16 protein-coding genes are annotated in these 14903 nt (G+C 71.4%); 8 read left to right on the forward strand and 8 right to left on the reverse strand.

The features are described 5' to 3' along the window. Window positions 1-79: 79 nt before the first annotated feature. On the forward strand, window positions 80-1912 hold the full coding sequence (locus AW274_RS25565) for a pectate lyase-like domain-containing protein (protein ID WP_062437010.1): 1833 nt from the start codon (window positions 80-82) through the stop codon (window positions 1910-1912). A gap of 47 nt (window positions 1913-1959) precedes the next feature. Here the strand turns inward: AW274_RS25565 and AW274_RS25570 are convergent, their stop codons facing one another. The 3 genes from AW274_RS25570 to AW274_RS25580 all read right to left on the reverse strand — a co-directional run bounded on the left by AW274_RS25570 (window position 1960) and on the right by AW274_RS25580 (window position 4621). After that, complete coding sequence (locus AW274_RS25570) at window positions 1960-2727, reverse strand: hypothetical protein (protein ID WP_062437012.1); 768 nt, start codon at window positions 2725-2727, stop codon at window positions 1960-1962. 68 nt (window positions 2728-2795) lie between these two features. Beyond that, window positions 2796-4034, reverse strand: coding sequence for an NAD(P)/FAD-dependent oxidoreductase (locus AW274_RS25575; protein ID WP_062437014.1), 1239 nt, complete (start codon window positions 4032-4034; stop codon window positions 2796-2798). A gap of 26 nt (window positions 4035-4060) precedes the next feature. Beyond that, window positions 4061-4621, reverse strand: coding sequence for a PadR family transcriptional regulator (locus tag AW274_RS25580; protein ID WP_232320367.1), 561 nt, complete (start codon window positions 4619-4621; stop codon window positions 4061-4063). A gap of 43 nt (window positions 4622-4664) precedes the next feature. Here AW274_RS25580 and AW274_RS25585 point away from each other — a divergent pair, with 43 nt between their 5' ends. Further along, window positions 4665-5825: an FAD-dependent oxidoreductase gene (locus tag AW274_RS25585; RefSeq protein ID WP_062437017.1), complete on the forward strand. Its 1161-nt coding sequence runs from the start codon at window positions 4665-4667 to the stop codon at window positions 5823-5825. 103 nt (window positions 5826-5928) lie between these two features. Next, window positions 5929-7611, forward strand: a complete 1683-nt coding sequence (locus AW274_RS25590; protein WP_062437019.1) for a glycoside hydrolase family 6 protein — start codon at window positions 5929-5931, stop codon at window positions 7609-7611. Here the strand turns inward: AW274_RS25590 and AW274_RS25595 are convergent. Beyond that, window positions 7596-7976, reverse strand: a complete 381-nt coding sequence (locus tag AW274_RS25595; protein ID WP_062437021.1) for a winged helix-turn-helix transcriptional regulator — start codon at window positions 7974-7976, stop codon at window positions 7596-7598. The genes AW274_RS25590 and AW274_RS25595 overlap by 16 nt on opposite strands. 94 nt (window positions 7977-8070) lie before the next feature. On the opposite strand from AW274_RS25595, the gene AW274_RS25600 reads away from it, so the two are divergent. Next, window positions 8071-8436 carry a DoxX family protein gene (locus AW274_RS25600; protein WP_062437023.1) on the forward strand — a complete coding sequence of 122 codons (366 nt, stop codon included), beginning with the start codon at window positions 8071-8073 and terminating at the stop codon, window positions 8434-8436. Here AW274_RS25600 and AW274_RS25605 read toward each other — a convergent pair whose 3' ends face one another. Further along, window positions 8437-9804 carry a glycosyltransferase family protein gene (locus tag AW274_RS25605; RefSeq protein ID WP_062437025.1) on the reverse strand — a complete coding sequence of 456 codons (1368 nt, stop codon included), beginning with the start codon at window positions 9802-9804 and terminating at the stop codon, window positions 8437-8439. Window positions 9805-9879: 75 nt separating this feature from the next. Here AW274_RS25605 and AW274_RS25610 point away from each other — a divergent pair, with 75 nt between their 5' ends. Both AW274_RS25610 and AW274_RS25615 read left to right on the forward strand, forming a co-directional pair. After that, a complete protein-coding gene (locus tag AW274_RS25610; RefSeq protein ID WP_062437028.1) occupies window positions 9880-10284 on the forward strand; it encodes a MerR family transcriptional regulator in 405 nt (134 codons plus the stop codon). Beyond that, window positions 10281-11249 (forward strand): aldo/keto reductase, encoded by a 969-nt coding sequence (locus AW274_RS25615; RefSeq protein WP_062437030.1) that lies wholly within the window; start codon window positions 10281-10283, stop codon window positions 11247-11249. The genes AW274_RS25610 and AW274_RS25615 overlap by 4 nt, the downstream gene beginning before the upstream one ends. On the opposite strand, the gene AW274_RS25620 is transcribed toward AW274_RS25615, so the two are convergent. Next, complete coding sequence (locus AW274_RS25620; protein ID WP_062437032.1) at window positions 11200-12168, reverse strand: sigma-70 family RNA polymerase sigma factor; 969 nt, start codon at window positions 12166-12168, stop codon at window positions 11200-11202. The two genes, AW274_RS25615 and AW274_RS25620, sit on opposite strands and share 50 nt — an antisense overlap. A gap of 55 nt (window positions 12169-12223) precedes the next feature. Between AW274_RS25620 and AW274_RS25625 the strand changes: the two genes are divergently transcribed. Further along, window positions 12224-12877, forward strand: coding sequence for a maleylpyruvate isomerase family mycothiol-dependent enzyme (locus AW274_RS25625; RefSeq protein ID WP_232320369.1), 654 nt, complete (start codon window positions 12224-12226; stop codon window positions 12875-12877). Here AW274_RS25625 and AW274_RS25630 read toward each other — a convergent pair. Then, window positions 12852-13301, reverse strand: coding sequence for a winged helix-turn-helix transcriptional regulator (locus AW274_RS25630; RefSeq protein WP_062437036.1), 450 nt, complete (start codon window positions 13299-13301; stop codon window positions 12852-12854). The two genes, AW274_RS25625 and AW274_RS25630, sit on opposite strands and share 26 nt — an antisense overlap. Before the next feature lie 139 nt (window positions 13302-13440). Between AW274_RS25630 and AW274_RS25635 the strand changes: the two genes are divergently transcribed. After that, the gene (locus tag AW274_RS25635; protein WP_062437038.1) at window positions 13441-13824 is read left to right on the forward strand and encodes a PPOX class F420-dependent oxidoreductase; all 384 of its coding nucleotides are present in this window, start codon (window positions 13441-13443) and stop codon (window positions 13822-13824) included. Here AW274_RS25635 and AW274_RS25640 read toward each other — a convergent pair. Then, a complete protein-coding gene (locus AW274_RS25640) occupies window positions 13801-14877 on the reverse strand; it encodes a serine hydrolase domain-containing protein (RefSeq protein ID WP_062437040.1) in 1077 nt (358 codons plus the stop codon). The two genes, AW274_RS25635 and AW274_RS25640, sit on opposite strands and share 24 nt — an antisense overlap. Between the last annotated feature and the right edge of the window lie 26 nt (window positions 14878-14903).

Here is a 14903-nt window from a genome sequence, read left to right on the forward strand (position 1 = left end):
CATTAGTTGGCCGCAACCTCTTGACCTAGAAGAGAGCGCTCTCAAAGATCGGTGGTGCCCCCCAAGGAAGGAACGAACCATGACGACCACCCGCCGGCCGTACCTCGGCAGGTTGATCGCATTAGGGCTGTTACTGGCGGCCTCCGTCGTGACGACCGGCCCGGCCGCCACCGCGGCGGCGCCGGTGACCGACCTCGGCTCGAACGTCACCGTCTTCGACCCCGGCATGCCCCTCAGCACGATCCAGGCGACCCTGGACGCGGCGCACACCGCGCAGGTCGACAACGAGATGGGCACCACCCGGCACGCCTACCTCTTCAAGCCGGGCACCTACGGGACCGCCGAGCAGCCGCTGCACTTCAAGGTCGGCTACTACACCGAGATCGCCGGTCTGGGGGCCTCGCCCACCGACGTCGTCATCAACGGCAAGGTCGAGGTCTACAACCGCTGCCTGACGCCCACCAACTGCATCGCCCTGACCAACTTCTGGCGGACCATCTCCAACCTGTCGATCAACATCACCGGTAAGGGCTCGGAGGGCTGCCGTACCGGAACGAACTTCTGGGCCGTCTCCCAGGCGGTCTCCATGCGCCGGCTCAACGTCAGCGGCGGCACCCTGTCGCTGATGGACTACTGCACCGCCGGCCCGCAGTACGCGAGCGGCGGCTTCATCGCCGACTCGAAGCTGCCGGCCGTCGTCAACGGATCGCAGCAGCAGTGGCTGACCCGCAACAGCGAGGTCGCCAGCTGGTCGAACGCCGTGTGGAACCAGGTGTTCGCGGGCACCGTCGGCGCCCCCGACGACTCCACCTTCCCGAGCCCGCCGTACACCACGCTCGACACCAACCCGATCAGCCGGGAGAAGCCCTACCTGTTCGTGGACGCCCAGGGCGACTACAACGTCCGGGTGCCCTCGGCGCACACGGGTTCCCGCGGCATCACGTGGGCGAACGGCCTGACCCCCGGGTACACGCTGCCGCTCAGCGACTTCTTCGTCGCCAAGCCGTCGGACTCGGTGAAGGACATCAACAAGGCGCTCGCCGCCGGCAAGCACCTGCTCCTCACCCCCGGCGTGTACGACGTCGAGCGCAGCATCGACATCAAGCGCGCCAACACGGTCGTGCTCGGCATCGGGCACGCCACGCTCACCGCCGTGAACGCCGCCACCCCGGTCGAGATCGCCGACGTACCGAGCGTGATCTTCGCCGGTGTGACCATCGACGCGGGCCTGAAGAAGTCGCAGGTCCTGCTGAAGGTGGGCAAGAAGGACAAGCGGAGCAACAACCCGGCCGACAACCCGACCACCCTGTCCGACGTGTACTTCCGCGTCGGCGGACCTCACATCGGCCGCACCAACACCGCCCTTGAGGTCAACACCGACAACGTGCTCATCGACCACACCTGGGTGTGGCGCGCCGACCACGGGGTCGAGGGCTTCACCGACACCGAACGGTGGAACACCAACGACGGCCGCAACGGCGCCATCATCAACGGCGACAACGTGACCGCGACCGGCCTGTTCGTCGAGCACTTCCAGCGCTACAACACGATCTGGAACGGCGAGAACGGCACCACGATCCTCTACCAGAACGAGCTGCCCTACGACCCGCCGACGCAGGCCGACTGGATGAACGGCGACGTCGAGGGCTACGCCGGCTACAAGGTCGGCAACGGCGTCCAGAAACACCAGCTCTACGGCGGCGGCGTGTACGTCTTCAACCAGAACAACCCGTCGATCCACACCGAGAACGGCTTCGAGGTGCCGGACCGTCCGGGCATCAAGCTGCACCACATCATGACCGTCAACCTCAGCGCCGGCATCATCGACCACGTCGTCAACGGCGTGGGCGAGGCGGCCGACCTGACGAAGGTCGGCGCGCCGGTGTACATCACCGACTACCCGGCCCCGTAGCCCCACCCGCTCGGGTGGGCCGGAAGCGGCCCACCCGAGCCCCCTCGCTACGACGTCTTGGTGGTCACCTGGTTCGCGGCCGGCGCCTTGATCGAGACCTTGCCGCCCCAGCCCCTGTACCGGGTCTCGGTCTTGAAGGTCCGCCCCTCCCAGCTGGGGCTGTCCCAGATGCCGGTGGCCGGGAACGAGGTCGCCAGCTTCTGCGGCAGCCCGTTGCCGCCGACGGTCAGCTTGTACGTCAGCACGGTCTTGTCCCACCGGATGGGCAGGGTCGCCTTGAACCAGGGCGAGACCTTGGCCAGCCGGGCGAAGGTGATCGTGCCGGAGTAGTTGTTACCCGACCGCTTGCCGGCCTTCACGAGCGCCGCGAGCGTGGCGGGCTCGGCGACGTTCACGACCTGGCTGAACCAGCCGTTCGCGTCACCCGTCATGCCGTTCTTGGCCTGCTTGAACCAGCGCTTGCCCTTGGGCAGCTTGCCCTTGAACTCGCCGCCGGAGCTGTAGACGACGGTGCCGATCCGGATCGTCCGGCCGTCGTTGTGGGAGTCGCCCAGCGGCCCCTTCTCCCAGGTGGCGGTGATGTCGGAGGCGGCGATCTTGCCCCGGCCGAACATGAGCGCCCCGGTGCGCCGCTGAACGGCGACACCGCCGTCGTCGAGGGTCACCAGGTCGGTGACGTCGGTGAACGTGACCCCCTTGCCCGGGAGGAGCATGGCCCGGACCGCCTTGACGGGGTCCTTGGGTGCGGCGGCCTGCGCGGGGGCGGCGACGAGCAGCAGCGCGGCGGCGGAGACGACGGGGATGAGTGATCGCATCGGCCGATCTTGGCACGAAGTGATCTATCTGCGGCGTTCTCTGACAAGCTGCCAGGAACACGGTCGACTCAGCCGAGGTCGTCCAAGACCGCGTCGGCCGCTCGCCGTCCCGACACCAGTGCCCCCTGGATCGACCCGGTGTCGCGGTGGTCGCCGCAGACGTACAGGCCCTCCCCCAGTCTGACCCGGCGGCGCAGCGGCATGGGCGGCGGCATCGCCGGCAGCGCCTCGGCGATCGGGTAGGTGGCCAGGTGACGCCAGCCCCGGACCTCCGGGCCGTAGATCTCCTCCAACCGGTCGCGCACGCCCGGTTCGTCGTCGTCGCCCGCCGTGCCCAGCACCGACGTGGCGATCAACGCCTCGCCCGTGGTGCTGTATTCGGGGGCGGCGTCGGTCATGACCAGGGTGTCGGCGAGCACGCCGTCGCCGTCGATCACCTGCGTCGCCTCGCCGAGCGGGGACCGGGAGGCCGCGTGGTAGAAGGTGGTGACCGACCGCATGGCGGGGGCCTGCACGTCCGGGAGCAGCGTCGCGGCGGTGCTCGGGTCGGCGGCCACCACGACGGCGGCGGCGGGCAGTTCCGCGCCGTCGTCGAGGACCACGCCCGTGCCGTCGACCGATCGCACGGGCGAGCGCAGGCGCACGGCCTCCGGGGGCAGGCGGCTCGCCAGTTGGGCGGGGGCCTCGCCCATGCCCAGGGCCGGCACGCCGATGGTGCCGCGGGCGAACGACCGCCAGATCAGGTGGAAGACCCGGCTGGACGTCTCCAGCTCCCGTTCGAGCAGCACGCCCGCCAGGAACGGGCGGATCAGCCGTTCGACCATCACCGGTGACATGCCCCAGTGGCGGAGCTCGTCGAGCACGGTGCGTTCGGTGCCCGCCCGCAGCGCCGAGGCGGGGAAGGCCAGGTCGCGGCCGGTCATCGCGGCCAGGACCGCCTTGTCGACCAGGGTGCCGAGGTCGGCGGTCAGGCCGGTGAGGGCGTGCTGCGGGTGTTTCCACGGCAGCATGACCCGCTCCCTGCCGCCCTCGGAGCGGTAGACCAGCATGCCGGAGTTGAAGGCGCGCAGCTTCAGGGCGGCGACGTCCAGGACCCTGGGCACCTCGGGGTAGCCGGTGTTGAGCACCTGGAAACCCCGGTCGAGGCGGAAGCCGTCGACGACGTCGGTGCGCATCCGGCCGCCCACCCCGTCGGAGGCTTCCAGGACGGTGACCGGGACGCCCGACCGGTGCAGCCGCAGCCCGCAGGCCAGCCCGGCCAGCCCCGCGCCGACGATGATCACCGTTTGCCGTTGTCGATGTGCCATGTGCCAGCCCTACCCGGCGGGGCCGGTCAGTACCAGGTGACGTCGCCCGTGCCGATGTCGGCGAGCAGCCGCCGCACGAATCCGGCCTCGGCCGCCACCACCGCCCGCTGGTATTCGGTCTCCACCAGGAACACCCGGGGCAGGAAGGCCGCCCCGTCGGCGAGTTCGGCGTCGAGGGCGGCCACCCGGGTCTCCAGGGCGGTGAGCCGTTCGGTCAGCGCCTCGACGGCCTCGGGGATCGTCAGCACCGGGAGGAAGGCGAGGGCGGCCGGGAACTCCGGGAACTCGCGGCGGGGATCGGCGAGCATGGCCCGCATCCACTCCCTGAGCGTGTCGCGGCCGGCGGCGGTGGGTTCATAGACGGTGCGCTCGGGGCGGTTCTCGTCGCGGGTCGTGGTCTGGACGGCGATCAGGCCGTCGCGGCGCAGGCGGTCGATCGTCTGGTAGACGCTGTTGCGCTGCGCGACGTTGACGACGTCGTCCTTGTGGCGCTCCTTGATCAGTTGCTGCATCCGGTAGGCGTGCATGGGCGTCTCCACGACGAGTGAGAGCACCGCCATCGCCAGAGGTGATCGCCGCGATGTCATGACGGCCATCGTATTTGTTAGTCATTTTATGTATAGTCATAGTATGACCAAGGATGTATTGATCATCGGTGGCGGTATCGCGGGGCCGGTCACGGCCATGGCACTCAGGAAGGCCGGGCTCGGCGTCCGGCTCTTCGAGGCGTACGACCGGGGCTCCGACGGCGTCGGGGCGTTCCTGACCCTCGCCAAGAACGGGCTGGAGGCGCTGAAGGTCCTCGACCTGCACGGGCTCGTGGCCGGGCTCGGCATGGACACCCCCGAGGGGGTGATGGTCAACACCAAGGGCCGCGAACTGGCCGTCATCCCGCAACCGAGCCGCACGCTCCGGCGCGGCGACCTCTACCGGGCCCTGCGCGACGAGGCGGTGCGCAGGGGCGTGACCGTCGAATACGGCAAACGGCTGATCGACGCGGGGGTCGCCGGAGGGGGCGTACAGGCGCGGTTCGAAGACGGGACCACGGCCGGCGGCGCGCTGCTCGTCGGCGCCGACGGCCTGTGGTCGCGGACCCGCACGATCATCGACCCGGGCGCGCCCCGGCCCCGGCACCTGGGGCTGCTCAACACGGGCGGCTTCGCCGAGGGCATACGCGTGCCGGGACGGCCCGGCGTCAGCCACTTCGTCTTCGGCCGCCGGTGCTTCTTCGGCTATCTCGTCCACCCCGACGGCGGGGTCTGGTGGTTCGCCAACCCCGCCAGCCCGAAGGAGCCCACGGCCGACGACCTGGCCGCCGTCACGCCCTCGGCGCTCATGGACCTGTTCCGCGACGACGTCGGGCCGATGCGCGACATCATCGCGGCCACGCCCCACGTGATGCCGGCTTGGAACACCTACGACCTGCCGACCGTGCCGCGGTGGTCGAACTCGCACATGGTGATCGTCGGCGACGCCGCCCACGCGACCTCGCCGTCGTCGGGGCAGGGGGCGTCGATGGCGATCGAGGACGCGGTCGTGCTGGCCCAGTGCCTGCGCGACCACGAGACGCCCGAGGCGTTCGCCGCCTACGAACGGCTGCGCCGGGCGCGGGTGGAGCGCATCGTCGCCCAGGGCAAGCGCAACGGCGACGGCAAGGCGCCCGGCCCGGTCGGCGCCTACCTCCGCGATCTTTTCCTGCCGGTGGTGCTGCGGCAGGTCGCCAGGCGCGGGTCGCTCAACTGGATGTACGACCACCGCATCGCCTGGGAGGACTCGGTGAAAGGTTCATAGCTGACCTGCGGTTTCATCGGGTCCGCTTGCCGGGGCGGGGGCTTCTGAGGTGACGTTCAGGGGTCGGTCTCCACGTCCGGGGGGTGCCATGAGGCTCCTGCGCGTGCTTGTCGGGGTCCTGCTCGTGTTCGTCGTGCTGCCGGGGGTGGCCTGGGCCGCTCCGGGCTGCGTGGTGACGTACACGGCGAATTCGTGGCCGGGTGGGTTCACCGCGGGCCTCACCCTCAAGAACACCGGCGACCGGGTCGACGGCTGGACGCTGCGCTTCGACTTCGCCGCCGGGCAGACGCTCACGCACGGCTGGTCGGCGCGGTGGAGCCAGACCGGGACGCGGGTCCAGGCGGTGAACGAGCCGTACAACCGGGTGCTCGCGCCCGGCGCGACGGTGACGCTCGGCTTCAACGGCAACCTGGTCGCCGGCAACCCCGCGCCGGCGCAGTTCACCCTCAACGGCACCGTCTGCGGCGGCACCCCATCCCCGAGCCCGAGCCCGTCGCCGAGCCCCAGCCCCAGTCCCAGTCCGTCACCGTCGCCGGCTCCCTCGCGGGCCGACAACCCCTACCTCGGCTCGCGCGGTTACCTGAACCCCGAGTACGTCGCGAACGTCGAGGCCGCCGCGACCGCCACGGGCGGCGACGTCGGCACCGCGATGCGCAAGGTCGCGTTCCAGCCGACCGCCCTGTGGCTCGACTCCGTCGCGGCGATCGGGTCGATCAGGGGCGGCATGGGGTTGCGGCAGCACCTGGAGCGGGCCCGCGTCCAGGCGTTGTCGCAGGGGAACAATGATCCCGTCGTGGTGACGCTCGTGCTGAACGACCTGCCGGGCAAGGACTGCGCGTCGTGGTGGCCCACGGCGGAGTTCGAGCTGACGGCCGACGGGCTGGCGGCGTACCGGAACCAGTTCCTCGGACCCGTCGCGGCCATCCTGGCCGACCCGCGCTACGCCGCGCTCAGGATCGTCACGCTCGTCGAGCCGGAGACCGTCGGCAGCATGCTCAGCTGGCCCCAGGAGCCCCCGTGCGTGGCGGCGCGCACGTCGGGCGTGTACGTCGCGGGACTCAAGCAGGCCGTCACGACCCTCGGGGCGATCCCCAACGTGTACGTCTACCTCGACGCCGGCCGCTCGTCGGTGGCCGGGTGGACCGAGGTCTCGGCGCCGCTGGTCGAGACGCTCGCCGAGATCGTCGAGGGCACCCCGGGGGTGCACGGGTTCGTCACCAACGTCGCCAACTACGTGCCGGTGGACGAGGTCTTCCTCCCCGACACGAACAAGCTGGTCTCCGGCGTGCCGCTGCTGTGGAGCCGGTGGGTCGACTGGAACCCGCACATCGACGAGGACGACTACACCCGCTTCCTGCGCACCGCCCTCATCGCGGCGGGCCTGCCGTCGGACATCGGCATGCTGATCGACACCTCGCGCAACGGCTGGGGCGGCAGCGCCCGGCCGGCCGCCGTGAGCGTCTCGACCGACGTCACGACCTACGTCGACCAGTCGCGGCTCGACCGGCGCATCAACCGCTACAACTGGTGCAACCAGCTCAACGCGGGCATCGGCGAACGCCCCGCCGCCGCGCCGAGAGCAGGCGTCGACGCCTTCATCTGGGCCCGGCCGCCCGGCGAGTCCGACGGCGCGAGCGACGGCGTCAACCGGTGGTGCGACCCCACCTACACGCCGCCGAGCGGGAACTACCGGCCGTCGGGGGCGACCCCGGGCGGTCCGGCCTACGGGACCTTCTGGCCGTCGTACTTCGGCACGCTGGTCAGGAACGCCTATCCGCCGCTCTGACCGTCGTAGGCGATCTGGCTGCGCTCGATGGCGGGGTTGTGCTCCACCGCCCACTCGGCCAGCGTGATCGCCGGGGCGATCAGGGTCTGGCCCATGGGCGTGAGCTCGTACTCCACCCGGGGCGGCACCTCGGCGTGGGCCGTGCGGGAGACGAGGCCGTCGCGTTCGAGCCGGCGCAGGCTCAGCGACAACATGCGCTGCGAGATCTCGGGGATGTGCTGCTGCAGCTCGGTGAAGCGCAGCCGCCGGCCGTGCAGGGTCGCGACGATCAGCAGGGTCCACCTGGTGCCGATCCGGTCGAGGATGGCCCGCACGGTCCGGCCGGCGTCTCCCCTGATCAGGCAGGTCTTCTCGTTCTGTGACACGGCGACTCCCGGTTACCACGCACACGGATGTTCCTTTTGTACGCCATCCGGCGCTCCCCCATCATGAGCGGGCGCGACCAACGAGAGGAACACCATGACCGTCGCCTATTGGATCATCGCCGGCCTGCTGGGCCTGTTCTACCTCTACGCCGGTGGTAAGAAGGTCTTCCAGAGCCAGGAGCGGCTGCGGCCCATGATGGGCTGGGTCGACACCGTCCCGATGCCGATGGTCCGGGTCATCGGGGTGCTGGAGGTGCTGGGCGCGGCCGGGCTGGTGCTGCCGCCCGCAACCGGCATTCTGCCCGGCCTGGCGCTGGCCGCCGCGATCGCGTTCACGGTGCTCCAGGTGCTCGCGACCGGGCTGCACCTGTCACGCGGCGAGGTCAAGGAGACCGGGCTGAACGTCACCCTGATCGTGCTCGCGGCGGCCGAGGTCTGGCTCGCGACGATTTGGCTCTGATCAGGGGGTCGCGCCGAACCGGGCCCGCCACGGCCCGGCCAGGTCCTGCCGGTCCCAGCCGTCGGTGTAGGCCGGGGGCCGGACGCCCCGGTGGGTCACGATGACGTCGTGGCCGCGTTCGCGGAACCCCTCGACGCGCCGGGGCATGGTGTCGCCGAACCGCTGGGCGATGGCCTGCGACTCGCATCCCAGCAGGTAGCCGAGCTGGGCGCCGCCCTGTCCGTAGATCACGCAGGGCCCGTCGATCCGGGGGCGGAGCTCCTCGGCGGCGGCGTTCATGACGTCGCGGTCGGCGCGCACGCCCGACGACAGGCCGACGGCGACCACGGTCTGGAGGACCAGGTGGGCCGTCACCCCGGCCAGGCCGAGCCGGGGGGCGTGCAGGGCGGCGGTCGCGACGGGGAGGGCCAGCAGGGCGTACGCCGGAAGCAGGAACCGGGGGGCGGCGTAGTCGACGTAGAAGAAGTAGGGCAGCGCCATTGCCACGGCCGTCGCCGTCGTCAGCACGAGCGGGCGGAACCATTCGGTGCGCCTGGCCGCCCAGAGCCCGGCGCCCGCCGCCAGCGGGATCGCGATCCACCAGACGAGCAGCACCGGCGGCACGCCGCCGCACTCGACCCCGAAGCGGCACAACGCCGGGCCGTCGAGCGCTCGGGCCTGGTCGCCCAGGGTGCTGGTCAGCCCGGTGTCGTTGTGCTCCCCCGCCGCGCCGAGACGTTCGGCGACCCCGCCGAACCGGGCGACCGCCTCGACCGCCCACTGGCCCCAGCCGACGGCCAGCCCCGCGGCCAGCGCCGCCGTCTCCCGGAACCTCCGCTGCCACAGGGCGTACGCGACCAGCGGCGCCGCCAGCACCAGCGCGTCGGTGGGCCGCATGAGCGAGACGAGCACCATCGACGCGCCCAGGCCGAGCGGGCTCCCGGTCAGCAGGAAGCCGGTGGCGGCGACCGCGCCGAGGGCGACGTACAGGTTGGGCATCGCCTGGTTGCCGTAGAAGAGCGACAACCAGCACCCGGCCAGCAGCAGGGCGGCCAGCGGCACGACCCAGTGGTTCCTGACCCGCAACCAGACGGCGAAGGCGCCGAAGAGGGCGACGGAGGAGACCAGGGTCAGCCAGATCCGCAGGACGACCACCTCGTCGGTGATCGCCACGATCGGCGCGACGAGCAGCGGCACCCCTTGGGCGCGGGGGGCGGAGTAGACGGCGGGCGGGGCGTGGGCGGCGTACTGGGAGGCGTAGACCGCCTCGTCCCAGCCGATCCCCATGCCGAGAGTGGGGACGAGGAGCTGGGCGGTGAAGTAGAGCGCCGCCACCCCCGCGAGCAGGACTGCGGGGGACGCGGTGACCTCTCGCCGGACGATGACCATGACGTCCCCCTGACCTCCAGGCGGCCGGGTACACCCGTTTGACCTGTAGTGCGCTACAGGTGGCACTGTGGACGCATGAGCGAGGTTCTGCTTCCCGAGGTCACCGTGGAGGTTCCGCCCGAGGGCCTGTCGATCACCGAGGTGTCCCGGGCGACCGGGATCGGCGTCGAGGCGCTGCGTTACTACGAGCGCGAAGGGCTGCTCCTGGACCCCACGCCGCGTGACGCCGGCGGCCGCCGGCGCTACCGCGAGGGCGACCTGGCCTGGATCGGCGGCCTGGTCATGCTCCGCGAGACCGGCATGTCGATCGCCGACATCCGGCTCATGGCCGACCTGTGCCGCCGCGAGGGCACCGAGAGAGAACGCCTGGAGCTGCTGACCCGGCACCGGGAACGCGTGCTCGCCGAGCTCCGGCGCACCCAGCGCCACCTGCACGCCATCGAAGCGAAGATCACCAGTTACGAGGCAGTCACCACATGAACGACGTCAGTCTCGGCGCACTCCGCGTCTCCCGCCAGGGCCTCGGGGCCATGGGCATGAGCGCCTTCTACGGCGCCCGCGACGAGGCCGAGGCCATCGCCACCCTGAACCGGGCCGTCGACCTCGGGGTCACCCACATCGACACCGCCGAGGCCTACGGCCCCTACGAGAACGAGAAGCTGATCACCAGGGCGCTGGGGGCGCGCCGCGACGAGATCACCATCGCCACCAAGTTCGCCCTCGATTTCGAGAACGGCGCGGTCATGGACGGCGGCCCCGCCCACGTGCGCCGCGCGGTGGAACGTTCCCTCCGCCACCTGGACGTCGACGTGATCGACCTCTACTACCTGCACCGCGTCGACCCGGACGTGCCCATCGAGGAGACCGTCGGCGCGATGGCCGAGCTCGTCACGGCCGGGAAGGTGCGCCACCTGGGCCTGTCGGAGGCCGCGCCGGCCACCATCCGCCGGGCCCACGCCACCCACCCCATCGCGGCGGTGCAGTCGGAGTTGTCGCTGTTCGCCCCCGACGTGCTGCACAACGGGGTGAAGGACGTCCTCGACGAGCTGGGCGTCGGCCTGGTGGCCTTCTCCCCCATCGGCCGCGGCCTGCTGGGCGGCGCGATCGGCAAGGTGGACGACCTCGACGCCGACGACGCCCGCCGCACCCTCCCCTGGTTCAGCCCGGAGAACATCGCCGCCAACCGGCACCTGGTCGAGCGGGTCACCGCCGTGGCGGCCGGCCGGGGCGCGACGCCCGCGCAGATCTCGCTGGCCTGGGTCGCCGCGCAGGGCGCGGTCGCCATCCCCGGCACCAAGCGGCGGCGCTACCTGGAGGAGAACGCGGCCGCGATGGCGATCACCCTCACCCCCGAGGAGCTCACGGCGCTCGACGAGGCGGTCCCGGCCGGGGCGGTCACGGGAGCGCGGGACACCCCCGCGGGTCTGGCCAGGAACCATCTGTGACGAACAGCGGAAGCAGCCGTTCGGCGTCGAGGAAGGTCACGATGTCGGTGATCGCGCCGTCGGCGACCTCCAGCACGACCAGGGCGAACGGGTGATGGACGCCGTCGGCGTCCGGGCGGGTCTGCCAGAAGGCGGCTGACCCGTTCGCCTCGGCCGGCCGCAACCGGGCCCCCGCGCACGACGCTCCGGGGGCCGACAGGGCCAGCCGGATCTGGTCGCGGCCGCGCAACCACCAGGCGAACGGCGGCATCGACATCGTGACGTCCTCGTGCAGCAGCGACACCAGGGTGTCGACGTCGTGGCGTTCGAACGCGGCGCAGTAGCGGTCGAGCAGGTCCCGATGGGCGGCGTCGCGAGGCCGGGCCTCCTCTGGGGCCCTGGCCCTCAGCGTCGCGCGGGCCCGCTGCAACGCGCTGTTGACCGAGGCGACGGTGGTGTCGAGCAGGTCGGCGGTCTCCCTGGCCGTCCAGCACAGGACGTCGCACAGGATCAGCGCCGCGCGCTGGCGGGCCGGCAGGTGCTGGAGGGCGGCGACGAACGCCAGGCGGATCGTCTCGCGCCGGACCGCCAGTTCGCCGGGGTCGTCGGTCGCCGGGAGGGCGCGGGCGTCGGGGATCGGGTGGATCCACCGGTCACCGGCGATCGGCGGCCCCAGCGGCGCGCCCGCCCGCGCGGCCGGGCCGAGGTCGATCGCCAGGGCCCGGCGCTGCGCGCCGCGCAGCATGTCGAGGCAGACGTTGGTGGCGATGCGGTAGAGCCAGGCACGCAACGAACCGCGCCGCTCGTCGTAGCTGTCGTAGGCCCGCCAGGCCCTGACGAGGGTCTCCTGGACGGCGTCCTCGGCCTCGAAGCCGGACCCCAGCATCCGGTAGCAGTAGCCGGTGAGCTCGGTCCGGTGCCGCTCCAGACGTTCCACCATGCGTCGACTTTAGGGCCGGCCGATGAGTTCGCGGCCTCCGGTCCGTATGTCCGGTGTGACGAATGCAGACACGACAGAAGAGACGGTACGCGCGGCGATCCGCGCCGAACGCCGCGAGCAGGCCGAGACGCTGGCCGCACTCCGGCCCGACCAGTGGGACGCCCCGACCCTGTGCGACGGGTGGCGGGTCAGGGACGTGGTGGCCCACACGACGCTGCCGTTCCGGCAGTCGGCCGGGCGCATGCTCCTGGAACTGGCACGATCGGGCGGAAGCTTCAACCGGATGGCCGACCGGCTGGCCCGCCGCGACGGCGACCGCATGAGCGCCGCCGACCTCCTCGCCCTGCTCCGGGCCAACCTCGCCCATCCCTGGACGCCGCCCGGCGGCGGCCCGGCCGGGGCGTTGTCGCACGACGTCATCCACGGCCTCGACATCACGGTCGCCCTCGGGCTGGGCCGGATCGTGCCGCCCGACCGGATCGCGATGGTCTTCGCCGGGATGACACCGAGGAACGTCGCCTTCTTCGGCGCCGACCTCACCGGCGTGCGGCTGCGGGCGACCGACCTCGACTGGACGCTCGGGGAGGGATCGCCGGTCACCGGCCGGGCCCAGGACCTGCTGCTGGTGGTCTGCGGGCGGCGCCTGCCGCCGGGTCACCTCGAAGGGGACGCCGCCGGCCGGTTCACCGCGCGCCGGGCCCCGGCATGAGGTCGACGTCGCCGGCGTGCATCGGCTCGCCGCAGTGGGCGCAGCGCAGGTCGACGCCGCTGATCTCGCCGCACGCGTGGTGGCGGTAGAGCACCGGCGGGCCCGCCTCACCCGCGAGCCACCGGTCGCCCCACGCGGTCATGACCATGAGCAGGTCGACCAGCTCGGTCCCCTTGGCGGTCAGGCGGTACTCGTAGCGCGGCCGGTTGTCGTAGGGGTGGCGGTCGAGCACGCCCTGCTCGACGAGGTGGCCGAGCCGTTCGGTCAGCACCTTGCGGGAGATGCCGAGGTCGGCCTGGAGCTGGTCGAAGCGGTTCAGGCCGACCCAGACGTCGCGCAGGATCAGCGGTGACCACGGTTCTCCGATGACGTCGAGGGTGCGCGCGATGGAGCAGGCCATCTCACCGAACTGGGTGCGTTGCATGCCGCCATCCTAGCCATCGGGGTTCCCTGAAGGAACTTAAGCTGTTACGGTTACAGAGTCTCCTCAAGGAACCCCGAAAGGACGTGGACAGATGACCGGACGCGACCAGCCTGAGCCACCTGCGCTACGAGGTGACCCGATGATCGACCCCGACGTCCGCCGCGTCCTCGACGGCACCTCGATCGCCCACCTCGCCACCCTCCTGGCCGACGGCTCGCCGCACAACGTGCCGGTCTTCATCGGCGCCCACGGCGACCACGTCGTCGTCTTCACCGGCCCGGGGTCCCGCAAGGCGCGCAACCTGCGCCGCGACCCCCGGCTGGCGATCTCGATCGCGCCCGCCGACAACCCGTTCGAGCCCGTCGTCATCCGCGGGCGGGTCGTCGAGTGGATCGACGGCGACGCCGGGTGGGAGATCATCGACCGGCTGGCCCTGAAGTACACCGGGCAGCCCTACGGCCGTGACCAGGACCGCGTGGTGGCCGTGATCGAGCCCGAGCTACAGCGGATCGGCGTCGGCTAAGCGGAGCAGACCCTTCGTGAGGGCGCCGTTGAGGTCCTCCAGGTTCCACCTCCCCTTCCGGTAGGCGTGGTTGGTGATCCAAAAGACCATCGTTCCCTTGTCGAGAGAGCGGGCGAGGTCGCCGTACGACCAGTCGTTGCCGCCGTCGTGCTCGACGACCCGGCCGAACTCGGTGCGCGGGAACACACCCCAGCCGTAGCCGTAGGAGAGCTTCGCCGTCCGGTCGACGAGCACCCGCGCCCGGAACATCTCCGCCTTGGCCCGGCGCGACAGGATCACGTCCCCGTTCAGCGCGCGGTGCCAGCGGTAGAGGTCGCGGGCGGTGGAGAGCATGCCGCCATTGCCCCTCAGGTACCAGTGGGGGCCGTCGGCCGCCCACGGGTGATCAGTGGGCCGTCCCTGTCGCCTGCCCTGGCGGTCGTACTCGACCGCGATCTGGCCCGGCGCCCAGCGGGGCAGCACGTAGCCGGTGCTCCTCATGCCGGCGGGGGCGAACAGGTGGTCGTCCAGGAACCGTTCGTAGGACGAGCCGGAGACCCGCTCCACGACGGCGGCGAGCAGGCTGTAGCCCAGATTGGAGTAGTGGAACGCGGCGCCGGGCGCCGACCGCAACGGAGAGGCCAGGGCGCGCCGGACCATGGTGTCGCGGCCGACCGGGTCGTAGTCGTCGCCGAGGTCGGTCAGGCCGGAGGTGTGGGTCAGCAGATGGCGCAGGGTGATACGCCGTTTGTCGGCCGGCACCCGGCCGAGGTGGACGGAGATCGGGTCGGTGGTGCGCAGCTTTCCCGCCATCTGCAGCTTCATGATCGCGGCGGCGGTGAACTGCTTGGTGATCGACATGACGTCGTAGGCCGTGTCGCACCCGGCCGGGGTCTTCTTCTCACGGTCGGCCAGGCCGAATCCGGCGCAGTGCACGAGCGTGCCGTGCCGGGCCACCGCGACGGTGCCGCCGGGGCCGTGCGGCACCGTCCGGTCGAGGAACGCGTCGATTCCCGGATGGACCGGAGACAGCAGGACGCCGGCGAGGGCGGCGGGCAACCAGGGAGAGATCATGCGATCGACGCTGGCCGATCCCGCTC

This window comes from Herbidospora daliensis (assembly GCF_001570585.1).
Taxonomy (GTDB): Bacteria; Actinomycetota; Actinomycetes; order Streptosporangiales; family Streptosporangiaceae; genus Herbidospora; species Herbidospora daliensis.

What these genes read in the sequence shown, in the direction of transcription:
- AW274_RS25565 (WP_062437010.1), top strand. Translation starts at nt 80, where the DNA reads ATGACGACCACCCGCCGGCCGTACCTCGGCAGGTTGATCGCATTAGGG.
- AW274_RS25570 (WP_062437012.1), bottom strand. Translation starts at nt 2,727, where the DNA reads ATGCGATCACTCATCCCCGTCGTCTCCGCCGCCGCGCTGCTGCTCGTC.
- AW274_RS25575 (WP_062437014.1), bottom strand. Translation starts at nt 4,034, where the DNA reads ATGGCACATCGACAACGGCAAACGGTGATCATCGTCGGCGCGGGGCTG.
- AW274_RS25580 (WP_232320367.1), bottom strand. Translation starts at nt 4,621, where the DNA reads ATGACATCGCGGCGATCACCTCTGGCGATGGCGGTGCTCTCACTCGTC.
- AW274_RS25585 (WP_062437017.1), top strand. Translation starts at nt 4,665, where the DNA reads ATGACCAAGGATGTATTGATCATCGGTGGCGGTATCGCGGGGCCGGTC.
- AW274_RS25600 (WP_062437023.1), top strand. Translation starts at nt 8,071, where the DNA reads ATGACCGTCGCCTATTGGATCATCGCCGGCCTGCTGGGCCTGTTCTAC.
- AW274_RS25605 (WP_062437025.1), bottom strand. Translation starts at nt 9,804, where the DNA reads ATGGTCATCGTCCGGCGAGAGGTCACCGCGTCCCCCGCAGTCCTGCTC.
- AW274_RS25610 (WP_062437028.1), top strand. Translation starts at nt 9,880, where the DNA reads ATGAGCGAGGTTCTGCTTCCCGAGGTCACCGTGGAGGTTCCGCCCGAG.
- AW274_RS25615 (WP_062437030.1), top strand. Translation starts at nt 10,281, where the DNA reads ATGAACGACGTCAGTCTCGGCGCACTCCGCGTCTCCCGCCAGGGCCTC.
- AW274_RS25620 (WP_062437032.1), bottom strand. Translation starts at nt 12,168, where the DNA reads ATGGTGGAACGTCTGGAGCGGCACCGGACCGAGCTCACCGGCTACTGC.
- AW274_RS25630 (WP_062437036.1), bottom strand. Translation starts at nt 13,301, where the DNA reads ATGCAACGCACCCAGTTCGGTGAGATGGCCTGCTCCATCGCGCGCACC.
- AW274_RS25635 (WP_062437038.1), top strand. Translation starts at nt 13,441, where the DNA reads ATGATCGACCCCGACGTCCGCCGCGTCCTCGACGGCACCTCGATCGCC.
- AW274_RS25640 (WP_062437040.1), bottom strand. Translation starts at nt 14,877, where the DNA reads ATGATCTCTCCCTGGTTGCCCGCCGCCCTCGCCGGCGTCCTGCTGTCT.